This is a genomic window from Streptomyces sp. NPDC002088, assembly GCF_040296605.1.
In the GTDB taxonomy this organism is placed as follows: domain Bacteria; phylum Actinomycetota; class Actinomycetes; order Streptomycetales; family Streptomycetaceae; genus Streptomyces.
The window spans coordinates 11,992-32,873 of record NZ_JBEOXO010000045.1 but is presented as its reverse complement, the minus strand read 5'-3'; the positions used below and the strand labels follow the sequence as shown (position 1 = coordinate 32,873).

Genomic DNA, 20,882 nt, shown 5'->3' with positions numbered 1-20,882 from the left:
GGTGGCCGGTGGTAGGCACGCCGGCTCGGTCACCCCTCACCCATCGGGTCCGCTTGAACCTGGCGCTACTTGGGAGGTGGTTGCGGTCCCTGTCGGCATCAGGGCCGGCTCGGGTGTTCAGGGCCGGTACGGCATCGGCACCGGCTTGGTGGTTGACGTGTAGGTCGGCAGCGGCGTCCCCTTCGCAGCGGAGGCGGAGCGGGCCGTCGACGGCGTCGGGACCGACTCGGCAGAGGTGACGGGGCGGGGCTGAGGACCAGTAGGCCCGCCCTGAGCGAAAGAGCTCGCCAGGACCACCAGTCCGACTCCAAGTCCGGCAATGGTCAGCACGGATCCGGTGGCCATCCAGGCCTTCCGGGCCCGCTGCCGGGCGCGAACGCCGGCTTGCAGGCGGTATTGGTGCCGGTCCTCGTAGGGCGTGTCCTCCTGGCTGTCACGCATCATGCGGGCCAGCTCCTGCTCGAAGTGATCCATGGCTCCTTCTTCACTCGACCGGCTTGACTGCTTCGGCCAGAAGCTGCCGCAACCGTGCAACGCCGCGTGCCGTGAGTGAACGGGCGGTACCCACCGGACACCCCAGCACTTCCGCGACGTGCTGCTCGGGCAGGTCCTGGTAGTAGCGCAGCACCACCGCAGCCCGCTGTCGCGCCGGCAGCAACGCCAGCGTGGCCTCCAACCGGGTCCGTTCGTCCACGGCGGCGGTCTCGTCTCCCACCTCGGGCGGGTCGGGCAACTGGTCCACGGGCTGCTCGCCCCACCAGCGACGCCGTGCCGAGCGAGCCGCGGCGCGGGCCAGGACCTTACGCACATATGCCTCGGGTGCCTGCTCGGCCACCTTCGGCCAGGCGAACCACAGCTTGACCAGCGCCTCCTGCAGCAGATCCTCCGCCCGGTGCCGGTCTCCGCCAGTGAGCAGCCGCGCCAGGTGAAGCAACGCCGACCATCGAGCGGCCACGAACCGGTCGAACTCATCGGCCCGCAACTGCCCCATCAGCGTCGACCCCTTACCTCCCTGCCGAGCACGCCGGCCTCTACCGCAGCCTCATGGGGCCGCAGGGCAACGCACGCGTCATCGACCACGTACGCCGCCGCACGACCGCGGACACGTCCCTACGCCTTTAATAAAGACACTGGCCCCTACCCTGCTATGCACCCCCGCCGTGTGGCGTGGATCACACACGCCGCCCTGGAGGTCATCGAGACCAACTCCGGCCCCGTCGTCTTCCACTGCACCGCGGGCAAGGACCGCACCGGCGGGACCAACACCGCACTGCTCACCCTGCGGGGTGTGCCGCGGGCTACCGTCGAGGCAGACTTCCTGGCCGGCAACACCTGCACCGGCGACCCCGAGGCCGTCGAACGGTCCTGGCTGAAGGCCGCGTTCGACGACGTGGACAAGATCTGACGAGGTGGACAAGAGATACGGCGACTTCGACACCTGTTTCCACGAAGGGCTGATGCTCACCGACGCGAACCTCGCCGCGCTCAAGGCCGAGCTTCTGGTCTGAACCCGGAGTGGGCCGTGGCAGGACGACCCCGGCCGAGGACCGCCCGTAACTGACTGGCGGAAGCGGGCCGTTGGAGCGGCCAGGCTGTGCGTGCGGGACGAGCGCGTCGGGACCCGTGGTCGTGGCGGGTCCCGACGCGCTCGTCGTCCGATTCGGCCGGGATGGCGGCAGGCGTCGTCCACCGTGCCCACGGACCTCCCCACCGGGGCGTGTTCAGCAGGCGCCGTTGCGCAGTTCCGCCAGCGTCGCCTTGGTCAGGTGCCGGGGGGCGGTGCCGGAGTCGGGTTCGACGAGGACCACCGTGCAGGTGGCGCTGTGACTGAGCGCGGTGGTGAAGCTGCCGTCGGCGAACTGGGCCAGGGGGCCACGGGGTGAGCGTCCGATGGCAATCGTGCGCGCGTGGACGTCGGCGGCGTGCTGGGCCAGGGCGCGCGCGGCCGCGGCGTGGTCGCCGACGCTGGACAGGACCTGGCCGCCGGCGGTGACGCCCTGGGCGGCGAGGCGGTCCAGGTGGGCGGCGACGGCGGCGCGGGCCTGCTCGGGGGTCTCGGTGTCGGTGGCCTGTTCCTCGACCACCGCGGTTTGCTGAACGTGGACGACCTCCAGCGGGCTGCCGGTGTCATGGGCGAGCCGGGCGGCGGCGTCGACGACGGACGCGGCCTGGTCGTGGGCGCTGACGGCGACGATGACCGGCGGTGCGTCGGTCGCGGCGGGGCCGCCCACCGGAGTGAGGGACGGCGTCACGGGCTCGCTGTCACCCGTGTCCGTCTCCGCCTCGCGCAGCAGACGGTGGCCGCTGGCGAGGACCGGTATCGCCAGCAGGAACGTGCCGGCGCCCAGGTAGAAGGGCACGCTCAGATCGGTGGCGTCGGCAAGCTTTCCCGCCACATAGGGCGCCAGGCCGCCGCCGATGAAGCGCAGGAAGCCGTAGGCGGAGGAGGCGACGGGGCGCTCGACGGGGGAGACGAGCATGACCGCCTGGGTGGTGAGGGTGTTGTTGATGCCGATGAAGGCGCCGCTGACGATGACGGCCACGATCACCACGGTGGGCGTGGAGACGCCGACGGCGATGACGGCCATCGCGATGCTCAGGCCGAGGAGGTTGGCGTACAGGACGCGGGCCGTGCCGTAACGGGCCTGCAGGCGCGGGGCGAAGAACACGCTGAAGGCGGCCACCAGCAGTCCCCAGCCGGTGAAGACCAGCCCGAGCTGATGGGCGTTCAGCTCCATGGGGTAGGGGGCGTAGCCCAGCATGGTGAAGAAGCCCCAGTTGTACAGCAGCGCCATGATGCCCATGGTCAGCAGGCCGCGGTGGCGCAGTGCCTTGAGCGGTGCGATCGGCGAGGTGGGGCGGGCCGGTTTGGGCAGGGACGGGACGAAGGCGAGCGTGGCGACGAACGCGATGGCCATGAGGGCGGCGACGCCGAAGAACGGACCGCGCCAACTGATGGCGCCCAACTCGCCGCCCAGCAGGGGGCCTACGGCGATACCGAGGCCGAGCGCGGTCTCGTACAGGATGATCGCGCCGCCGAAGCCGCCGCTGGCAGAGGCGACGATGACGGCCAGCGAGGTGGCGATGAACAGGGCGTTGCCCAGCCCCCAGCCGGCCCGGAAGCCGACGATGCCGTTGATCGAGCCGGAGGTGCCTGCCAGGGCGGCGAAGGCGACGATGACCGCCAGCCCGGTGAGAAGGGTGCCCTTGGCCCCGATCCGGCTGGAGACCCAGCCGACGAACAGCATGGCGACGGCCGTCACGATCAGGTAGCTGCTGAACAGCAAGGACACCTGGCTGGGCGAGGCGTGCAGGCTCTCGGCGAGGGCGGGCAGGATCGGGTCGACGAGGCCGATGCCCATGAACGAGATCACGCAGGCGAAGGCCACGGCCCAGACGGCCTTCGGCTGCCTGAACGAACTGGCCGCCTTGGTATGCGGTGCGCTCATGTGTCTCTCTACCTTCGGTTCTGGGAACAGGTACGAAAACGTGGTGACAGGAACGCGGTGGGTCGGGTCAGGAGGAGCGGGCCTGGCGGTCCTCGATGGCGCGGGACAGGGCGGGCAGGGCGATCCGGACCGCCTGCCGTTCCTGCTCGGTCAGTCCTTGGACGAGCAGATCCAGCGCGTGTGCGCGCTCCGCCCTTCGCTGGTGGAACACCTCGATGCCGGTGTCGGTGACCTCCACCAGCACACCTCGGCCGTCGCTCGCGTCGGCGACACGGCGTACCAGGTCCGCCCGCTCCATGCGGGTGACCAACTGGGTCATGTTGGGCTGCGACACACCCTCGGCACGGGCCAGTTCGGTCAGCCGGCAGGGGCCCTCCCGGGTCAGGCGGCTCAGCACCAGCGACGACGCGGTACTCAGACCTCCGGCGGTCGCGCTCTGGCGGACGTAGCGGAGCATGTGCTCCAGGGCGACGGTCAGGTTCTCGGTCGGCTCGCCAGCCTCCGTAACCGGCTTATCCATAAGCTCATTATGCAACTGCATGTAGCGTGAATCAATATGCATGTAGGGCGAATTGATATGGGAGTGGAGCGAGGAGGCTCGCTCATCCCGCCGAACCAGCTTTCCGATGCATCTCGCGCATCTCGAACATCTCGTACATGTCGCGTATCTCGGCGGGTCCGCTGGCCACGGCAGGGAGATTCTGCGCGCGCCGGCTTCCCTCGGTCCAGCTCACACCGGGCTACGTCCACGGCGTGATCACAGACGAGATGGGGGCGCTATCTCTACGACTGCACGCTGCTCTCCGCGCGAGCGGAGGTGAACCGTTGCTCCTTGGCGCTTGAGGCGGGTACGACTTGTGGAACTCCACGTAATTCCCAGCACCAGCCCCACCTTCCCCGCCCAACCGTTCGACAGGGCGCACAATTCGAAGTTGCGGGCGGCTGGGTGCAGAAGTGGTGGCTACACGGCCCCCGACTTATACCGCCAGACGGCGTGCTCCAAGATTGCCGATGTAGTCGATGCTCTTCGGTCCCACCCCCTTTACAGTGCGTAGAGCGGCGCGATTGGCCGCAGTGGGCGAGGAGTGCGCCGCGGGCTGAGGGTACGGCGCGGTGCTGCTGCCCGGTTTCATAGGCGTGGTGGTTCGGCGCGGCATCGACTTGATGTGGATGGCCCAGCTGCCCATCCAGGTGTCGGCAGCGGGCGAGGGTGAATGGGACATCGCCGTCGGCGGTAGGGACGCGGCCGACATGACCGAGTTCTCGGCGACCGACGCTCGCGACCTGTCAACCCGACTCAAGACCGCGTACGACGCCGGGTAGACCACGAATGGGCGAGGAGAACGTGCCAGGTGCCCGGGTGGGGGCCGTCGCTCTCCCGGTTCGGGCGCCTGGCACGTTCAGGCCAGGTCAGGGGCCTTGGCGGGTGTGCGTAACGGGTGAGGGCGAAGAGTGTGCCGGTGGCCGGCAGGACGGCCGGAACGGCGTACTCGTAGGTGAGGTTGGCGGCGATGCCGTGGGTGCCGAAGGCAGTGGTGAACCCGGCCGCGTACAGCGGCCACGTGGTGCGTTGCGGCGCGGGAGTCCCTGCCTGCGCGGTCATATGCCCTCCGTGGGCGCTGACGCCGAACCATCACCCCCCTGTCATGGTTATGGACACGACGAAAAGGGGCAACGGTGCCTGTGAGACGGACGGAAGAGGAGGTGCGTGGGAAGAGGTACGGAACATGCGCAGAATCGGTATCGAAGCGCTTTCCGGAATCCGCTGTGACGCACAGTCAACTGTGATTAACCTTTATCCCCTAGATATCAGGCGCAGTTGGTCGCGCACCCGGACCCGAAGGGGTTTCCCGTGTCCACACCGCCCCCCATCCCGAAGGGATTCCCCGACGACGAGGGAGCCGACGACTTCGTACGGATGTTCCGGCAGGCCTTGGCGCCTGCTGAACGGGAATCGCTGGCCTACACTCCGCCCCTCGTCGTCCTCGACGTCGGAGACGGCGGGGCGGAGTACGACGCCCGGGTGCGCCGCGTCGTCGACGCGCTGGAGCGGGCCTCGCGGAACGACCAGGACCGGCAGACGGTTCCGCACGCCCTCGTCACGGCCTCGAAGGACAGTGACCTGCTCAGCGGCACCGCCGCGCGGGGTCTCTTCTTCGGCCTGCCCAGGAATATGACGCCGGACCGGCTTCCGGGCTTCTGGCCGCTGTCGGACTCCGTCTCGTACATACGCGCCCTCGGCCAGGGGGCCACCGCACCCGGCTCCCACACGCTGCGCGACCACGCCTACGAGCAGCTGCGTCTCAACCGACGGCAGCGTCACGAGGGAGGCCCGCAGGTCTTCCTCTGGGCGTTCGGCGGCGGCGACGCTCCCCCGGTCGGCGGGTTGCGCGGCTGGCTGCTCGGCTCCCTCTGGCACGGGATCACCCGTACCCTCCCATGCCGGCACTGGGAGCTGCGCAAGACCCGCAGGCTGATGCGCCCCGGACGCCTTGCGCGCCGCAGGCGCCAGGGGTGGCTGGGCGAGGCGCTGGGAATGGCCGAAGGCTCCGAGACCGTGTTCGAGGTCATGGACGAAGTCGCGGACCGGCAGCTGCCCCGGCTGGCCCTGCCCGAGGACCACGCACGGCACCAGGAATCCCTGTTCGCCCTCGAAAAGCTGCTGACCCGGGCGCTGCTCGAAGATCTCGCCGACCCCCCGGTCGGCCATCGCCGGCCCCGGCGGCGGCGCCGTACCGCCCGGCCCCTGCTGCTGGTTCCGATACCCCGGGACGGCACACCGGGCGCGGCGGCCGTCGAGCGGTTCCTGCGCGCCTTCCACGAGGAGCGCGGCCACACCGCGAGCCGGCCCGGTCCGCTCGTCGTCGCGGTCGGCCGGCCCTCGCCGCGGTTGCTCACCGCCCTGGGCGACCCGACGGCAATCGGCTTCGGGCAGGCGGGCCGGTTGCTCCAGCAGTCGCAGCCGCCCACCGGCCCGGCCCTGGTGAAGCTGCGCGATGAGCCGTTCGAACGGGACGGAATCGTCGTACGGCACTGCCTTCCACGGATGTTCCGGATCGGCGGACGCACCGTGGCCACCACGGCGGTGACCGGTGTCAGCCTGTTCTCGATCCTGCTCGGCGTCGGCGCGTGGAAGATCATCGATGGTCCGGACGTCTCCTACGAGTGCGTCGGCGGCACCCGGACCGTGGCCGAGGACGCGGGCGCCAGGGTCACCGTGCACGCCACGGAGTGGTACCAGGCGGCCAGGGACCGGATCGACAAGCAGAACGCGCGCGTCATGGCGAGCTACGCGCAGCGCAGGACCGTAAGGACCGTCGTCGCCTTCGTCTCCGATCCGCCCGCCGACGAGGACGCGATCCGTTACGACGGCCTCATCCCCGAGCTGCGCGGCATCGCACTGTGGCAGCAGGACCTGAACGCCGACGCCTCCAACGACCCTTCCCTGGTGCCGCTGCTCGTCGACGTCCGCACCACCGGTGAGTCGTTCGCCAACGCCGAGGCCGAGGCCGAGAAGCTGGTCGGCGAAGTCCGTGGCGAAGCCAAGCAGCCCGCGTACAAGAGAGTCGTCGGTGTCCTCGGATTCGCGCAGAGCCGCGAGTCGACCCAGGCCGCGCTCCGGGTGCTCGACCGGGCCGGGATCCCGGTCATCGGCACCACCGCGACCGCCGACGAAATGCAGGACGCCGCCCGCACCAGCTACTGGCCGTTCACCCCGAGCAACTCGACGGAGGCCGCCATCGAGGCCTCGTTCGCGAGCCGGGAGAACATCGTGACCCGCCATGGCTCCGAGACCCAGTGCACTCCCGCGCGGCACGCCATCGTGATCGAGAGCTCCGCCGATCTCTACAGCCGCAGCCTGGCCGGCAAGTTCATCGATGACTTCCCCGGCACCGAGGCGGTGTTCGACTACAACCAGAAGGGGCAGTACGGGGACGGACCGCCCGCCGCAGGCCAGACGTCCAGCGCCTACACACTGACCCGGCAGATCTGCAAGGCGCTGGGGGAGCAGCCCGACTCGGTCGTGTACTGGTCGGCCCGGGCCAAGGACTTCAGCGCGTTCGTCAACGCCATGCATCGGGCGGGCACCTGCACCGACCACGACATCACGATCCTCGGCGGCAACGAACTCACCAACGTGGCACAGACCGGCGTCTTCGCGAACAAGGACTGGCTGCGCCTCTACTACTCCGCGCACCGGCTCCCGTCCACGGACAAGCGGGCCAGCAAGAAGACCGAACAGTTCGTGACGGAGTACATCGACCTGGTCGAGGAGACCGCCAAGGGCACCGATCCCTGGCGGCAGGACGGCCACTCGGCGGTCTCGTACGACGCCTTCCACGTCCTGTCCCAGGCGGTGATCAACGCCTATCAGGCTGACCCTTCCGTCAGCCGGACGAACGTGCTCCAGGCGCTCCAGTACGGCATCACCTTCGACGGGGCCACCGGGTATGTCTCCTACGGCCCGGCCGTCAACGCCCCGCCCGTCGACAAGACCCTGGTCCTGCTCCGGCAGGTGGCGGACCAGCCGGAGGCGGTGGTGGCGTGCGGGGCGTACCAGCAGGGCAAGGATTACCGATACCAGAAACAGGGGGTCCCGTGCGACGCCGCGGGGTGACGCTCAGCTCAGCGCGCACAGTTTCGGCCCCGGAGTCCTGGCCCAGACACCAGGGAACAAGTAACCCGCCAGTAGGTTTGAGGGGATCCGGACTCGCCGAGGGTGTTGACGCGGTTGCGGTTCTGGGGCCGAGGCGTCCTGGTGGTCAGCGTTGTGCTCGGGCATGAGGTCGGCGACGGCGTGCGGATGGCGCCGCGGCTGACGCGGTGTTCGCGGCCCAGACCGGCGATGGACTGGCCGCCCAGGCACGCGGCGCGCACAGCGGCGGCCCTCGCGGCCGTGACGGCCGGGCGGCGGCCCCCCTTGCCGACATCCCGGCTCCGCGGACCGATCTCGCCACCGCCGAGCCGATGAACATGGAGAACGAGGGAGCGGCCTGCGACTTCTGCCCGAACGGCCCGCTCGTCGGCATTGAGTCGCCGCCCGTGGTGTGGGCCTTCCCCGCCGGGGAGGCCACCCGGTCCGTCGAACTCGGCGCCATCAGCGTCGGCTTCCCCATCGCAGCGATGCTCGTTCTTGGCCGCGGTGGCATCGGCCAGGTCGGGTTCGGGCGTTGAGCGAGGCTCTGTAGCGGCGGAGCGCCGCGACGTGATCTCCGGGCCGGGTGTAGTGTCAGAGCACTGGAAGTAGAAACGTGTGTTCACTGCTGGGCATCGACGCCGGTTGATGGAGTAGGGGCCACGCGCGCATACGCGGTATCGGACGGGCCGCCACTTCTTCACATCGAAGGAGTGCGCAGTGAATGTCCCTCGTAATGGAGCTGTCGAGAAAGTCGGCGCTCCCACCGAAGCCTCTCGTTCGCCCCGCTCCCTCCGTGAAGCGGGGGTAGCCCTCGCAGGGCTGTCAGCGGTGTTTCTGTTCGAGATGCTCGACAACTCGATCCTCAACGTCGCATTGCCGACCATCGGCCGGGAGCTGTCGGCGTCGACGACTGTGCTGCAGTGGGTCACGGGCGTGTATGCCGTCGTGTTCGGCGGGCTGATGCTGGCCCTCGGCGCGCTGGCTGACCGGGTTGGCCGCCGCAAGGTCATGCTGGTCGGGCTGGTGCTGCTGGGTGTGGCAAGTCTGGCAACCGCGTTCGTCACCACGGCGGAGCAGCTCATCGCGATCCGCGCGGCGATGGGCGTCGCGGCCGCGATGACGACGCCAGGCTCTCTCGCCTTGGCGTTCCGCCTGTTCGACGAAGACGGGCTCCGCGTCCGTGCGACGACGCTGATCTCGACCGTGGGCCTGGTCGGACTCGCGATCGGGCCCACGGTAGGTGGCTTCGTGCTCGCGTTCGCTCCGTGGCAGGTGCTGCTGCTGGTGAACGTGCCGATCGCCGCACTCGCGTTCACCGGCATTCGACGCGGCATCCCCGCTGACAGGGTGGACGAGCTGCACCGCGACCCGATCGATGGCACGGGTGCCCTGCTCGGCACGGCCACGATCGTGCTCGCGCTGGTCGCACCGACGCTGTTCGTCGACGCGGGCACCGCATCGCCACTCCCGTGGCTGTCCACGGCAGCGGCCATCGTGATGGCAGTGCTGTTCGTCGTCCGCGAGCGTTCTGCCCGCTATCCGCTGCTCGACCTCAAACTCGTCGCTCGCCCACTCGTGTCGAGCGGCCTGGCATTCAAGGCCGCCGCAGGCCTTGCGACCGCCGGCCTCGGCTACCTCGTAACCCTGCAGCTCCAGCTCGATTGGGGCTGGACGCCCGCCCAAGCGGCTATGGGAATGTTGCCGCAGGTCGTCGTACTCATCGCTGGCGGTGCTCTCATCGGTCCACTGGTCACGCGCGTCGGTCTCGACAAGGCCGCCTGGCTCAGCGCCGGAGCTGTCGTGTGCGGGCTCGCCGTCTACGGGCTGCTGGGCCGTTTCGGGTACGTGTGGGTCGCCCTCGCGCTCGTGCTCGTCGCCGCCGGTATGCGCGTCGTAGGTGTCGTCGCCGGGACCAACGTGATGCGTGGCCTCCCGACCAACCGCACCACCATCGGAGCGGCGCTAGTGGACACCGTCAGCGAAGTCACCACCGGAATCGGCATCGCTGTCAGCGGGACCATCCTCGCAGCGCTCTTCACTGGTGATATCGCCACGTCGAGCTGGAGCACTTACCAGACCACGAAGTTCCGCGAGGCGGTCACCTGGGCTGGCCTCGCGCTCACGGTCTTGGCTGCGGCGCTGGTGGGATGGGGCATCATCCGTGCCCGTCGCGTCGCGGACAGCACGACGCCATCGCCCGCGGCCGATGCGGACGGCGAGTAGGCGCAAGGAACGAGCAGAGATCGTGGCGAGCATGCGTTGGAGATTGTCCTTCGCTTCCAGAAGTTGGCCTCTGCTGGAGTCCTTGGGCGTACAGAAGTCGCAGCGCGCGCAGGCCATGCGGTGCGGCCACTGCTCGAAGAACGAGTAGGTGCACAAGCCGTGCCCCAGGTCGTAGTGCTGCCACGCTCGCCGGCAGCTGCCGCGCCCGATTCGACTCGACCGTGATGCAGGTCGTTCAGGCGTCGCCAGAGCCCGGGCCATAGAGCGCAGCGATGTCTTCGGACGCTGCCCACCGGCTGTATGTGGGTGACTGAGGCCAGCCCTCGGGTGAGTCCTGCCATTCCTCCTGCCGTCCGTACGGCAGGACGTCGATCAGCGCGAAGGTGTGACTGAGCTGCTCGGTGCCCCGGCCGTTGGTGTGCCAGGTGCGGTAGACGGTGTCGCCGTCGCGCAGGAATACGTTGACCGCGAATCCTCCGTCGGGCGGTGCGCCGACATCGGCGCCGAACGAGCTGTTGGCAGTCGAGTACCACGTCATCTGGTTGCCGACCCGCTGCTTGTAGGCGAGTGCGTCTTTGATCGGGCCCTGGGTGACGATGACGAATCGCGCATCGTAGTTGTCCAGGAACGCCAGGCGGGTGTATTGCGAGGTGAACCCCGTGCAGCCCGGGCACTGCCATTCCTTGCCGGCGAACCACATGTGGTTGTAGACGATCAGTTGCCTCTTGCCTTCGAAGACGTCCGCCAGCCGAACGGGGCCGTCCTCGCCTTCCAGGGTGTAGTCGGGCATCTCGACCATCGGCAGGCGACGACGCTCGGCGGCGATGGCGTCAAGTTCCCGCGTCGCGGCCTTCTCCCGGGTACGCAGAGCCTCGAGTTGGCGTTCCCACGTTGCGGCGTCGACGACGGGTGGTAGTGCGTAGGTGGTCATGGTCCCCTCACAGAGCTCGTGCGCAGCTTTCGCTTGTGCAGAGGTAGACCCCACCGGGCCCCGGAATTCATCGGTCGCCACGGGGGGAATGCGGCTGACGTGGTGGACCCGCCGACGCGCTCTGGCAGAGGAGCACCACTGGCGGCGCAGCCAGCCAGCCAGCCTGCCTGCTGGCTATCTCCTCGCCGCCCTGCCCCTCGAAGCTCGTCGACGGCCCCCGGCCCGGGAGGTACCGAAGCGGACCTCGATTGATTCAGCGGGTTTGATCCACTTTAGGTCATGCGTACACACCAGCCGCCCGTTTCGGGCCGTGGGGTGATGTGCCGCCGCCGTGCCCGGTCGCGAAACTGCTTGGCCTACACGCCGAGCGAGTAGGGGGCTTGTATGGCAGCGACGAGGGACCACGAACCCAACGGCTTGCCACAGGTCCGATTCCGACTGGATGCTGCACGTGCCGGGGCAGGCCGGCGGGGTGGCAGGTCCATCAGCGCGAGCTTGGCCGGGTCGATCACGACCGTGATGTCGGTGATCCAGCCGTCGACGACGGTGAACGCGAGGACCGGGAGCGGGGTGCCGTGCTCGCGCCAGGAAATGATCGCCGGGAGGCCGTTGACGGGCACCGGCCGCCCCTGCGTGGCTGCGCTGGCGGACAGTTGTGCGCCGGCTGCGACCTGGGTGGCGCCGAGGGTGACGACCACGCCGGACGGGGTGTCGACGGTCAGTTTCACCTCGGGGTCGAGTATCCGCAGCAACTCCTCGAAGTCGCCGCGGCGAGCCGCTGCCAGGAAGGCCTGGACCACCTCTCGCTGCTCCCGTCCGACGCCGGTCGGTCGCTCAATCGTCTGCACCTTCCTGCGGGCGAGGCTGGCGAGCATCTTGGTGGCGGCGGTGGACTTGCCGAGGATCTGGCCGATCTCGTCGAACGGCACCGCGAACAGGTCGTGCAGTACGAACGCCAGCCGCTCGCTCGGTTCGAGCGACTCCGGGACGACGAGGAGCGCGAGCCCGACCGAGTTGGCGAGCACCGCGTCCTCTTCGGGAGCAGGATTGTCGTCGAGCGTCACCACGAGCTCGGAGAGACCGTCGTCGTAGGACGCCTCGGGGCGGGCCTGGCGCGATCGCAGGACATCGAGGCTGATCCGGCCGACCATCGTGGTCAGCCAGCCGGCGAGGTTGTGGATGGTCGCCGTGTCCCGGTGGGAGAGCCGCAGTCAGGCCTCCTGGACCACGTCCTCGGCGTCGGCGTGCGACCCGAGCATGCGATGGGCGACCGCGCGCAGCCGGTCGCGCTGGGCCTCGAACGTCTCGGCCATGGGGTCCGTCGGCCATCGACGACCCGAGCAGCAAGCCCGGGACGTCAGTCCCGGGTAGCTGACGAGGTGGTATGCCTGCGACGTGGCAGGGTCCATGGAGGTGTGTCAGCGGTACGACTCCACGGCCAGGTGCAGGGTGTCGGCGTACGCCGTGAACAGGTGGTGCGCGGCGGTCACTTCAGCGGTCTCGCGCTTTCGTCGTCGCTCTCGTGCGGCACCAGCGCGAAAAGGCGTTCCAGGCGCGTGTGGGCGTCGAGCGGAAGTGGGACCGCGGTCTTGAGTCCTCCAGCGAGATGGGCAGGGTCGCGGGTGGGCGGCGCTGGGATGGGTGGTGCCGGGCTGGCCGGTCCTCTGCCCGGCGCCGCACCGCGTCAGGTGACGACGCGGTGCGGGGCGGGACGGGGGCCCGTCAGACCAGGGCGCCGATGGCGGCGCGGAGGAGCAGGGCCAGGGCGGCCAGGCTCAGGTCGACAGCGCGCCGCAGCTGGCGGTACTTGCTGACGGTGATCAGGGACAGCACGCGGATGCGGGCGGGCGGGTGTCGCCTTGCATGCAGGCGCGGATGGCGGTGTCGTCCAGGCGGACCCAGTACGGGAACGACGCGTGGTCGTCGCCGCGCAGGCGGGGACGGACGACCAGAAGCAGCAGGACGGCGGCCGCGGCCAGGGCGAGGACGGCGGCCACGCCGTAGGCCTGCGTGGGGCTACCGACGAAATGCGGCTCGTGAGGTGACGGAATGGCGGTCGCGGGGTCAGGAGCTGCGAGCACCTCCCGCCCCTGATTCCCTCACCGATGCCCGGGCTGGTGTCAGAGCGTGGTGACACAGTATCCGGGACTGATCGATAGGAGGGGGAGACGATGGGTGACTTCTTTGAACGGATCGTCGACGTCGAGGTGACCGGCGAGGAGGCCGGGCCGCTCGCGGAGCGGATGGTCGCCTGGATGGTCACTGAGGGCCTGATCACGCGTGAGGTGTCCAGCGACGGGGTGTACAGCCTGACCGTGGACGAGGGCTATGTGCCAGGTCCTAACTGGGCGCGGGCCGTTGCCGACTCATCGGACCCGGACTGGCTGCCGGGCCCGGTGGCCGTCGTCGTTGGGCGCGACTACCACGTGGGCGGTCAGGGAGCGGACGATGCGGAGTACGCCGTCTGCCCGCGGTGCGAAATCAAGACCGTGATCATCAACTATCCCGAGGAGTTCGAGGCGGACGAGGAGGTCTGGCAGCCGTTCAAGGACGGCATCGCCGCCTGGAAGGAAACGGGTGAGGGCAGTGCCCCCTGCGCCGCCTGCGGTGCCTCGGTCTCGGTCACAGAGTGGCAATGGGAGTCCAATTTCGCGGTGGGTGCCCTCGCCTTCGACTTCTGGGGCTGGCCGCCACTCTCCGTCGGCTTCTGTACGACGTTCAGCCAGCAGCTGGGGCATCGCACTGTGGAGCACATGGGCAAGTTCTGACGGGAACCCTCACGCCTCAGGACCCGTTGCTGATCTCACAAATCTGCCCTCGTATCCGGTGCGGAAGCGGGATGGTGGGGTGGAGGATCGGATTCGTTGGCGGTGATGTTCCAGCGTCGTTGGAGTCGTGGTCGGGTGGAGAGTTCTCGGAGTTGACCCGGCGGGTGGCCCGCAGAGCCTTCCCGAAGGGCTCGCTGGCGATACGGCTGCGCGACAATCTGGGACAGGTCTTCGATGACGCGCTGTTCGCGTCCGCGTTCCCGGCTGATGGTCGGCCAGCGGCCTCGCCCGGCGCGCTGGCCATGGTCTCGGGCCCGGCCCGGCTGCTGCTCGGCCAGCCAGCCGCGCGCGACCAGGCGTTTCGCCTTCGACCGCAGCGCCTCCACCCGCGTCGGCACCACGTCCATGCCGAACGCCGGGGCCATCTCCTGGCAGTCAGCGGCCCTTGATGGAGCCGGGCCCGGTCCGCGAGCGCCGTGAGAATGCGCTGGTAGTCCAACGACAGCACCGACCATGTCAGTCCCTCACGCCACATGGGCACCTGTGACGTCGGCTTCACCGCGTCCCGGGGCGCCGAGGGCGTGTCCGTATCCCGCACATCCAGGTGATCTTCGTGCCGGCAGTGTCGCCGCCGTCCGGAGCCAGCACCGTATCGACCCGTCTGCGTGCGATCACCCACTCCTGCCATTCCTGCTCGGCCGCGGCCAACCCGGCCTGGATACGGTCGGCCTCCTCACGCAGCTCGTCCACGCGACGGCGAGCGCCCAGCTCACGCTGTTCCAACAGCCCGACCACCGACGGCATCCACGACCTCCCGGGGAGCGACAGCACGACAGGCCACGACTCCCACGTGACCGCCGACCCTACGCCCGACCAGCGGAAACGCAGCCCTCAAGCCCGGAAAGACAACAGCTTCTAAACGGGGACCTCACCAATGGAGCAGCGACTGCCCAGGCGGACCAGTTGGAGTGGACAGGACCCGAGCCCCCGGGGCCAACTGGGAGAAGAGGTCCGCTGGGGTCGTTTCCCGCGGCTGCCTGGATGCGCCGTTCGACACCATGGAGCGCTCGTGAAAGGAATCGCCGCGGTGACAGTGCCGGCGGTTTCCGCCATGCCGCTTGCTGCTGCAAGCGGCTGTCCCAGCCGGACGATCTCGTCCGCCTGTGCCAGGCCCACATCTGGAGCGTTGCCGGCGGGCATCCCCGTATACATCGGCTCGGCCGCACCCGGCAGCGCGGCCGCCGCCACTGGTACGGCCACGGTGCACTTCAGCGAGCTCGGCCCCGTCCTGGATGACGCCAAGGGGCGGACGCTCTACCTCCCCGAGGCCGCCAAGTCGACTACGCCGACCGTCGGCGGAGCATGCGCGTTTGCCTGGCCGCCGCCGCTCACCTCCGGCACGCCCAAGGCGGCCCCGTTCGCCAGGAGCAACCTGATCAGCATCTCGAAACGCTCCAACGGCATCAATCAAGTGACCTACACCGGGCACCCGCTGCACTGCTTCGCGGGTGCCACGACGGCCGGTGACACCAACGGCGAGGAAACCAGCGCGTCCGGCGCCACAGTGGTACGTCGTAAGCGCGCCCGGCAGCAAGGCGAACCCGATTGATTGGGGACTGATGACCGGGCACACGGGCGCGCGGATGCGGCGTCCCGCACGAACGGTGGCGGGCTTTTTGGCAGCTTTGCTGCCGATCGCGGTCGCGGTGGGGATGTACGCGTTCGGCCGCACGCACACACCCGACTACACCAGCGGCCTGTTCGGGCAGCACGGCCTCGGCGTCTACGATCTCAAGGCGCGCCTGGGTAGCGCTCTGATGGCACTCGCGGTCGTCCAACTGCTGCTCGGGCTGTGGATGTACCGGCGCCTACCGGGAGCGGGGGCCGCGCCGCACCGGGTGCACCCCACACACCGGCTCATCGGCCTCCTTGCCTTTCTGCTCTCGCTGCCCATCTCCTACCACTGCATCACCGCCTACGGAGTTGATTTCACGACCAGCCGAGTAGCGGTGCACTCCATCACGGGCTGCGTCCTGTACGGCGCGTTCGTCGCCAAGGTCCTGGTGGTACACAGCCGCCGACTGCCCGGTTGGGCGCTTCCAGCCGCCGGCGGCGCCCTGGTCGCCGCCATCGCACTGATGTGGTACACAGCCGCCTTGTGGTTCTTCACCGGCTCCGCCCCCGGCTTCTGATGAACCGGCAGCTCACGGTGCAGGAGTTCCGTCACAAGCTCGCCGGGACGTCTGCCACGGCAAGTGCGGGCAGATCACGGTTCCTGGAAAAAGACCGTGCTGTTTGCGGCCCAACCGCCCTGTATGCGGAGCTTCTCGGTGCGCTTGCCGCGCTTCCGGCCGGTGGTGACCAGACCGCGGCGTGCGGAGTGCCCGGTGAGCTTTACGTCCAGGCCCGCGCGCTCGGCGGCCCGGGTGATGGCGAGGCGGCAGCCGTCCGGTCCGAGCCGCTGTTTCCCGAGGCGGCCCTTCTGGTCGACGGGCAAGAAGGCCGGGCCCCGCGGTGAGCCCGGCGGCCTCCTGCCGGGCCAGCCAGCAGCGCACCAGGCAAGTGTCGGCGTTCTCGCCGTACGCCACGGCGACGTCGCGGGGCGCACCTCGTGGCCGCGCTCCAGCAGTCCGTCCACGCCGCACGCGCCCACTACGGTCAGGACGTCAGGGAGTGAAGTCGGGCCCCTATTGCGTGACATCCCGTGAATTCCTGAGTACCTGCTGCACCGCATAGGCCCGTGGGGCTTCTCCCCGATGGTGGAGGAGTGCCGGGCGATGATGCATCTTCAAGGTTGCCGAGTTCTCCTCACCTCAGCCGAATGTCCCTCGGCCCACCCGAAGGCGAGGGGGACTCAAGTTGGCGTTGGCGGGTGCGGAACGAGCCCCGGCCGCCTGCTCGGCGGCTACACCGGTGGGTGAGGTGCCCCGAGGTTTCCGGACAGCGATCCTGATGGATCCCTGTCCGGAAACCTCGGGGCACCTCAATCGGAGTGCCACCTTGTCTCGACCCGGAAGGTACGGCGCATGTCCCGGGGGTGTACCAGGAGGCGACGTGGGATTCGATGAGGTCCATGCGGGCGCCGGTGGACAGATGGATCAGCCGCAGGCGCCGTTTGATGGCCTCCGCGTGCGCCGACTGGCAGAAGAGCCGGGGCAATTCGAATGAGAACGGCTTGCTGACCGTGTACGACAAGGGCGCCGAGACGCTGTCCAACGGCAAGTTCTAACCCGCAGGTCAGAGCGGGGGCCGTCACTCGACCCTCACTTCTCCTTCACTGATCAACCACATATGATCACGCCACGCACGAACCTGTGGGGGGTACAGCTATTGACCAGCCCGCCAGACACCACCTGCCGTCACCTGACGGACCACCACAACCCGTATCCCTAGGGGGGATCATGTCCAGCCCGTTCAACGCCCCGCAGCCGAAGCAGCCCGCCAGAGTCCCGATCTACAAGCGCAAGGGCTTCTGGGTCGGCGTTGTCGTCCTCACCGTCATCGGCGCCGTCGCCAACGGCACTAAGGAGCAGCCGAGCGCCGACAGCAACGAGGCCGCCCCGACGCCGACGGTCACCGTCACCCAGTCCGCCGAGGCCCCGCAGGAGACCCAGGCGGCCCAGGAGGAGGACTCCATCGACGCCGAGCCCGCCGTTGAGACCGGTGATCTGCCGGACTTCACCGGCATGGTCCTGCAGGACGCCCAGGACACCGCGCAGGCCGCCGGGTTCTACAACCTGCGCGACAAGGACGCCTCCGGCCAAGACCGTTTCCAGGTCCTCGACAGCAACTGGAAGGTCTGCTCCCAGGAGCCCGCGTCCGGCAGTCACGCCCTGGGGATCACCGTGACCATGTACGCGGTCAAGCTCACCGAGTCCTGCTGACGGCCCTAGTTTCACCCACACCATGTACGCATCCCAGGGGGGATCATGACCAACCCGTACACCCCGGCACCCGGCTCGGGCCCCGCCGACTCTCGCAAGCTGTACAAGCGCAAGCGCGTGTGGGCCGGAGCTGTGCTGCTCCTCGGTATCGGCTCGGGCATCGGCGCCAACGGCCAGGACAGCGCCTCCGCCTCGCCCGCCCCGGCCCCGACGGTGAGAGTCACCACGACCGCCACGGCGACCGCGACCGTCACGCCGGAGCCGACCGCCACGGTCACCAAGACCGCCAAGCCCAAGCCCGCCCCGACCGTCACCGTCACCAAGACCGTGCGCGCCGCCAGCGGGACCAGCAGCGGCTCGTCTAGCAGCAACAGTGGTACCAGCACGGGCGTCTGCTCGATCAAGTCCAACGCGGGCAACTGCTACAGCGCCGGACAGTACTGCCGCAACAGCGACCACGGCGCCTCCACCACCAACGCCGCCGGTACGTCGATCACCTGCCGCTACAGCTCCGGCGACTGGCGCTGGACCTACTGACCCACCCCATCCCAGTGGCCGCGCCCGACCCCATCGGGCGCGGCCGCCCCATCCCGCCTAGGAGCCCCCAGTGACCACCGAGCACCGCTACTGCGGCGAGGACCTCGGCCGCGACCACCCGCCGCACACGTGCATGAGGCGCCCTGGTCACAACACTGTGTGCTGCCACGTCCGCGACCGGGGCACCGAGCGCTTCAGCGATGTCTGGGCCGCGTACTTCGCCGACCACCCGGAGATCGCGGCGAGCTGGAACCACCAGAACGGCTACATGCCGCCGGGTTACGGCGAGAGCTTGAAGTTCGACTCCACCGGCGAAGTAGAGGAGGAGATGAGCGATGCCCAGGTGCCCGGGTCCACACCGAGTCCGGGATTTCATCAGAAGGTGACGTTGCGTCACGTGAGGGGGCGGTCGCTGTCAGCTCTTGCCGTCCGTCGAGTACTGCTGGTAATCGGCCGCCAACCGGCTCAGCGTCTGCGCCACTGCCGACCTGGCCGCGTGGTAGGAGGCATCGGAAGGCAGTTCGGGGAGCGCCTTGAGACGAGCGGCACGGCCTGCCGTTCGCTCGACAGCTGCGGCCATTTCGTCGGCCAGGATCTTTCCCGTGGTGGCGAGCCTGGCCCACGCGGCCCGCACGCTGACCCAGCCGTCGTCGAGCAGTTCGAGCCTCGCCTCGTCGCCCAAGGCCGCGGCTTCGTGCGGCGAGCCGGGGCGGACCGGGACATCGCCATCAGTACCCGTTCCGTTTCGCACTGCACGGCGTAGTCGCACAGCCCGCTGGAGAGCATCTCCCCGCGCAATGGGGTGCCCCGGTGACGCTCAGCCTTCCTGCGTGTCGTCCGCGAGTGGGGCGGTGTCCTTGGCTGGTGGGGCTTTGATGGTCGTGGGCTGATTGATGTCGAGGAAGGTGATGGTCAGATCCAGCGGCCCGTCTCCAGTGCCGGCAAGCATGTCGTTGTGTTCGGCCCGCATACGGAACTGTTTGGTGCGGTCGTCGCCGTCTGTCCACAGGTCCATGGGGAGCGGGTCGGAGATTTCCAGCTGCATGAACTGATCGAGGCGCTCTCGAATCAGGCCGTCGCTGTTGACCGTCCCCTTGTAGTGCGTGGTCCTGGCGCCGTCGACCGTCTCGGTCCCGATCAGCCGCAGGTCCTTGGACCCGGTCAGAAGCGTGGGCTGCGCAATTGGGCTTGCCTGCAGCTGACTGGGCAGTACGCCGTAGGACTGGTTGTCCCCTCCGCTGCGTCCCCATACGGCCGGCGCAGCGCTGAGCCAGTGCTTGCCGTTCAGCTTGTCGGAGTGGACCGCGCTGCCTGCGGCGTACATGACCTCGTCGACGAAGCGGATCTCCAGTTGGCCGTCCCCGCCCTGAGAGGCTGCAGCGGTGATCTTCATGCTCATGGCCAGCGGTTTTGTGGTCATGGAGGCCTCGGCCTTCAGTCGGCCCTTCGCCGGCACGGTCCCGCTGATCCGATAGTGGAGCGATGTGATGTCCTCGGAGTTCTTCGCTGCCTTCGCTACAGCCGCCGCGGGAGCCACCTTGGGCGGGTCGTCAACCGCGGAATCGCTCTTGGCGCCGCCTCCGCAGGCAATGGGTCCCCCCACGAGCAGCACGGCCGCGAACGCTACGCTCGTCGCTCTGCGCGGTACGGAAATAAGAACGGAAATCCCCACAAACCCCCCAATGGTGGATGGCAGATCCATGCCAAGATCGCGAGCCTATCTCGGAGTGTGTTTCGTGGTCAGCCGGGGTCTTGTGAGGTGTGTGTGTCAGCCGTGCTCGTGCCAACTCTGCCAGCCGTAGAAGTGGTCGGACTCTCAGCTTGGGAAGCTGAGGGGAGACAGCGCCGATTCGATCCCTGAGCTGGATGAACGGCCGCTTCGCGGCCTCGGCGGGCGCCGTCGCTGTTACCGCCGTTCCCCGCCCCATCTGGTGCGCTTGTGGTGCGGCGTATCGACAACGTGCTGAGCGCCGTGCATCGGCCGCGACGGCCGGTCACCGTCGGACCCGAGGGATAGTCCACCATGCCCAATCCGCAAACGCCGCTGAGCGTTGATGTTCTCGGCTTGTCCATGACGAACCCCGTTGTCGTGGGATCCGGCCTCCTCACCGATCAGGAGCGCAACATCCGTCGGCTGCTCGCGGCCGGAGCAGGCGCGGTGGTCACCAAGACGATCCACCGCGACCCGCCCCGCCAACTCGACGAACGGATAGTCCGGTTGCCGATCGGCATGTTCAACAGCACCACGTATTCGAAACGGCCGGTCACGCGGTGGCTGCAGACGCTGCGCTCCCTCGCGGCGGACGACCTACCGGTGATCGCCTCGATGCACGCCGACCGACCGGACGCCCTCGGTCGGCTCGCCGAGCAGGTTGCCGCAACTGGCTGCCGTGCACTGGAACTTCCAGCTCCTGCCTGAACGAGGACGGCGCACCGGACGACACGCCAGAC

21 protein-coding genes and 2 pseudogenes are annotated in these 20,882 nt (G+C 68.8%); 11 read left to right on the top strand and 12 right to left on the bottom strand.

The window, feature by feature from the left end; all coding sequences use genetic code 11:
* Positions 1-117: 117 nt before the first annotated feature.
* Positions 118-474, bottom strand: coding sequence for a hypothetical protein (locus tag ABT114_RS47030; protein ID WP_351152588.1), 357 nt, complete (start codon positions 472-474; stop codon positions 118-120).
* A gap of 10 nt (positions 475-484) precedes the next feature.
* Positions 485-991, bottom strand: a complete 507-nt coding sequence (locus tag ABT114_RS47025) for a SigE family RNA polymerase sigma factor (protein WP_351152585.1) — start codon at positions 989-991, stop codon at positions 485-487.
* A gap of 171 nt (positions 992-1,162) precedes the next feature.
* On the opposite strand from ABT114_RS47025, the gene ABT114_RS47020 reads away from it, so the two are divergent.
* Entirely contained in the window at positions 1,163-1,405 is a 243-nt protein-coding gene (locus ABT114_RS47020) for a tyrosine-protein phosphatase (RefSeq protein WP_502988518.1), read from the top strand.
* A 316-nt stretch (positions 1,406-1,721) separates the two neighbouring features.
* Here the strand turns inward: ABT114_RS47020 and ABT114_RS47015 are convergent, their stop codons facing one another.
* Both ABT114_RS47015 and ABT114_RS47010 read right to left on the bottom strand, forming a co-directional pair.
* Positions 1,722-3,449: an MFS transporter gene (locus ABT114_RS47015; protein WP_351152583.1), complete on the bottom strand. Its 1,728-nt coding sequence runs from the start codon at positions 3,447-3,449 to the stop codon at positions 1,722-1,724.
* A 67-nt stretch (positions 3,450-3,516) separates the two neighbouring features.
* Positions 3,517-3,969: a MarR family winged helix-turn-helix transcriptional regulator gene (locus ABT114_RS47010; RefSeq protein ID WP_351152581.1), complete on the bottom strand. Its 453-nt coding sequence runs from the start codon at positions 3,967-3,969 to the stop codon at positions 3,517-3,519.
* 593 nt (positions 3,970-4,562) lie between these two features.
* Between ABT114_RS47010 and ABT114_RS47005 the strand changes: the two genes are divergently transcribed.
* The gene (locus ABT114_RS47005) at positions 4,563-4,772 is read left to right on the top strand and encodes a hypothetical protein (protein ID WP_351152578.1); all 210 of its coding nucleotides are present in this window, start codon (positions 4,563-4,565) and stop codon (positions 4,770-4,772) included.
* Here ABT114_RS47005 and ABT114_RS47000 read toward each other — a convergent pair.
* Positions 4,747-5,052 (bottom strand): hypothetical protein, encoded by a 306-nt coding sequence (locus tag ABT114_RS47000; RefSeq protein ID WP_351152575.1) that lies wholly within the window; start codon positions 5,050-5,052, stop codon positions 4,747-4,749. The genes ABT114_RS47005 and ABT114_RS47000 overlap by 26 nt on opposite strands.
* 249 nt (positions 5,053-5,301) lie before the next feature.
* Between ABT114_RS47000 and ABT114_RS46995 the strand changes: the two genes are divergently transcribed.
* From ABT114_RS46995 to ABT114_RS46985, 3 genes are all read left to right on the top strand, one after another.
* Positions 5,302-8,067 (top strand): type 1 periplasmic-binding domain-containing protein, encoded by a 2,766-nt coding sequence (locus ABT114_RS46995; RefSeq protein ID WP_351152572.1) that lies wholly within the window; start codon positions 5,302-5,304, stop codon positions 8,065-8,067.
* A 206-nt stretch (positions 8,068-8,273) separates the two neighbouring features.
* Entirely contained in the window at positions 8,274-8,624 is a 351-nt protein-coding gene (locus ABT114_RS46990; protein ID WP_351152570.1) for a hypothetical protein, read from the top strand.
* Between the two features lie 292 nt (positions 8,625-8,916).
* Positions 8,917-10,311 (top strand): MFS transporter, encoded by a 1,395-nt coding sequence (locus tag ABT114_RS46985; protein WP_351152567.1) that lies wholly within the window; start codon positions 8,917-8,919, stop codon positions 10,309-10,311.
* Between the two features lie 235 nt (positions 10,312-10,546).
* Here ABT114_RS46985 and ABT114_RS46980 read toward each other — a convergent pair whose 3' ends face one another.
* The 3 genes and pseudogenes from ABT114_RS46980 to ABT114_RS46970 all read right to left on the bottom strand — a co-directional run bounded on the left by ABT114_RS46980 (position 10,547) and on the right by ABT114_RS46970 (position 13,323).
* Positions 10,547-11,242, bottom strand: coding sequence for a DUF899 domain-containing protein (locus ABT114_RS46980; RefSeq protein ID WP_351152565.1), 696 nt, complete (start codon positions 11,240-11,242; stop codon positions 10,547-10,549).
* Between the two features lie 473 nt (positions 11,243-11,715).
* Positions 11,716-12,555 (bottom strand): annotated as a pseudogene (locus ABT114_RS46975) (sigma-70 family RNA polymerase sigma factor); the annotation flags it as partial.
* Between the two features lie 507 nt (positions 12,556-13,062).
* Positions 13,063-13,323: a Pycsar system effector family protein gene (locus tag ABT114_RS46970; protein ID WP_351152562.1), complete on the bottom strand. Its 261-nt coding sequence runs from the start codon at positions 13,321-13,323 to the stop codon at positions 13,063-13,065.
* Between the two features lie 90 nt (positions 13,324-13,413).
* Here ABT114_RS46970 and ABT114_RS46965 point away from each other — a divergent pair, with 90 nt between their 5' ends.
* Positions 13,414-14,010, top strand: coding sequence for a hypothetical protein (locus tag ABT114_RS46965; RefSeq protein ID WP_351152560.1), 597 nt, complete (start codon positions 13,414-13,416; stop codon positions 14,008-14,010).
* A gap of 314 nt (positions 14,011-14,324) precedes the next feature.
* Here ABT114_RS46965 and ABT114_RS50815 read toward each other — a convergent pair.
* Positions 14,325-14,814: pseudogene (locus tag ABT114_RS50815) on the bottom strand (hypothetical protein); the annotation flags it as partial.
* A 382-nt stretch (positions 14,815-15,196) separates the two neighbouring features.
* Between ABT114_RS50815 and ABT114_RS46950 the strand changes: the two are divergent.
* Together ABT114_RS46950 and ABT114_RS46945 are read left to right on the top strand one after the other, a co-directional pair.
* Positions 15,197-15,619 (top strand): COG4315 family predicted lipoprotein, encoded by a 423-nt coding sequence (locus ABT114_RS46950; RefSeq protein WP_351152555.1) that lies wholly within the window; start codon positions 15,197-15,199, stop codon positions 15,617-15,619.
* Between the two features lie 10 nt (positions 15,620-15,629).
* Positions 15,630-16,202: a DUF6529 family protein gene (locus tag ABT114_RS46945; protein ID WP_502988517.1), complete on the top strand. Its 573-nt coding sequence runs from the start codon at positions 15,630-15,632 to the stop codon at positions 16,200-16,202.
* 74 nt (positions 16,203-16,276) lie between these two features.
* On the opposite strand, the gene ABT114_RS46940 is transcribed toward ABT114_RS46945, so the two are convergent.
* Entirely contained in the window at positions 16,277-16,507 is a 231-nt protein-coding gene (locus tag ABT114_RS46940) for a site-specific integrase (RefSeq protein WP_351152552.1), read from the bottom strand.
* Between the two features lie 904 nt (positions 16,508-17,411).
* Here ABT114_RS46940 and ABT114_RS46935 point away from each other — a divergent pair.
* Together ABT114_RS46935 and ABT114_RS46930 are read left to right on the top strand one after the other, a co-directional pair.
* Positions 17,412-17,894 (top strand): hypothetical protein, encoded by a 483-nt coding sequence (locus tag ABT114_RS46935; protein ID WP_351152549.1) that lies wholly within the window; start codon positions 17,412-17,414, stop codon positions 17,892-17,894.
* A gap of 45 nt (positions 17,895-17,939) precedes the next feature.
* A complete protein-coding gene (locus ABT114_RS46930) occupies positions 17,940-18,431 on the top strand; it encodes a hypothetical protein (RefSeq protein ID WP_351152546.1) in 492 nt (163 codons plus the stop codon).
* A gap of 415 nt (positions 18,432-18,846) precedes the next feature.
* Here ABT114_RS46930 and ABT114_RS46925 read toward each other — a convergent pair whose 3' ends face one another.
* The gene (locus ABT114_RS46925; RefSeq protein ID WP_351152543.1) at positions 18,847-19,113 is read right to left on the bottom strand and encodes a hypothetical protein; all 267 of its coding nucleotides are present in this window, start codon (positions 19,111-19,113) and stop codon (positions 18,847-18,849) included.
* Between the two features lie 135 nt (positions 19,114-19,248).
* Entirely contained in the window at positions 19,249-20,133 is an 885-nt protein-coding gene (locus ABT114_RS46920) for an SCO4651 family lipoprotein (RefSeq protein WP_351152540.1), read from the bottom strand.
* Between the two features lie 321 nt (positions 20,134-20,454).
* Between ABT114_RS46920 and ABT114_RS46915 the strand changes: the two genes are divergently transcribed.
* Positions 20,455-20,850, top strand: a complete 396-nt coding sequence (locus ABT114_RS46915) for a beta/alpha barrel domain-containing protein (RefSeq protein WP_351152538.1) — start codon at positions 20,455-20,457, stop codon at positions 20,848-20,850.
* The last annotated feature ends 32 nt before the right edge of the window (positions 20,851-20,882 follow it).

Coding starts and splice junctions, on each gene's coding strand:
- ABT114_RS47030 (WP_351152588.1), bottom strand. CDS start 474: ATGGATCACTTCGAGCAGGAGCTGGCCCGCATGATGCGTGACAGCCAG.
- ABT114_RS47025 (WP_351152585.1), bottom strand. CDS start 991: ATGGGGCAGTTGCGGGCCGATGAGTTCGACCGGTTCGTGGCCGCTCGA.
- ABT114_RS47015 (WP_351152583.1), bottom strand. CDS start 3,449: ATGAGCGCACCGCATACCAAGGCGGCCAGTTCGTTCAGGCAGCCGAAG.
- ABT114_RS47010 (WP_351152581.1), bottom strand. CDS start 3,969: ATGGATAAGCCGGTTACGGAGGCTGGCGAGCCGACCGAGAACCTGACC.
- ABT114_RS47000 (WP_351152575.1), bottom strand. CDS start 5,052: ATGACCGCGCAGGCAGGGACTCCCGCGCCGCAACGCACCACGTGGCCG.
- ABT114_RS46980 (WP_351152565.1), bottom strand. CDS start 11,242: ATGACCACCTACGCACTACCACCCGTCGTCGACGCCGCAACGTGGGAA.
- ABT114_RS46965 (WP_351152560.1), top strand. CDS start 13,414: ATGGGTGACTTCTTTGAACGGATCGTCGACGTCGAGGTGACCGGCGAG.
- ABT114_RS46945 (WP_502988517.1), top strand. CDS start 15,630: ATGACCGGGCACACGGGCGCGCGGATGCGGCGTCCCGCACGAACGGTG.
- ABT114_RS46935 (WP_351152549.1), top strand. CDS start 17,412: ATGTCCAGCCCGTTCAACGCCCCGCAGCCGAAGCAGCCCGCCAGAGTC.
- ABT114_RS46930 (WP_351152546.1), top strand. CDS start 17,940: ATGACCAACCCGTACACCCCGGCACCCGGCTCGGGCCCCGCCGACTCT.
- ABT114_RS46920 (WP_351152540.1), bottom strand. CDS start 20,133: ATGGATCTGCCATCCACCATTGGGGGGTTTGTGGGGATTTCCGTTCTT.
- ABT114_RS46915 (WP_351152538.1), top strand. CDS start 20,455: ATGCCCAATCCGCAAACGCCGCTGAGCGTTGATGTTCTCGGCTTGTCC.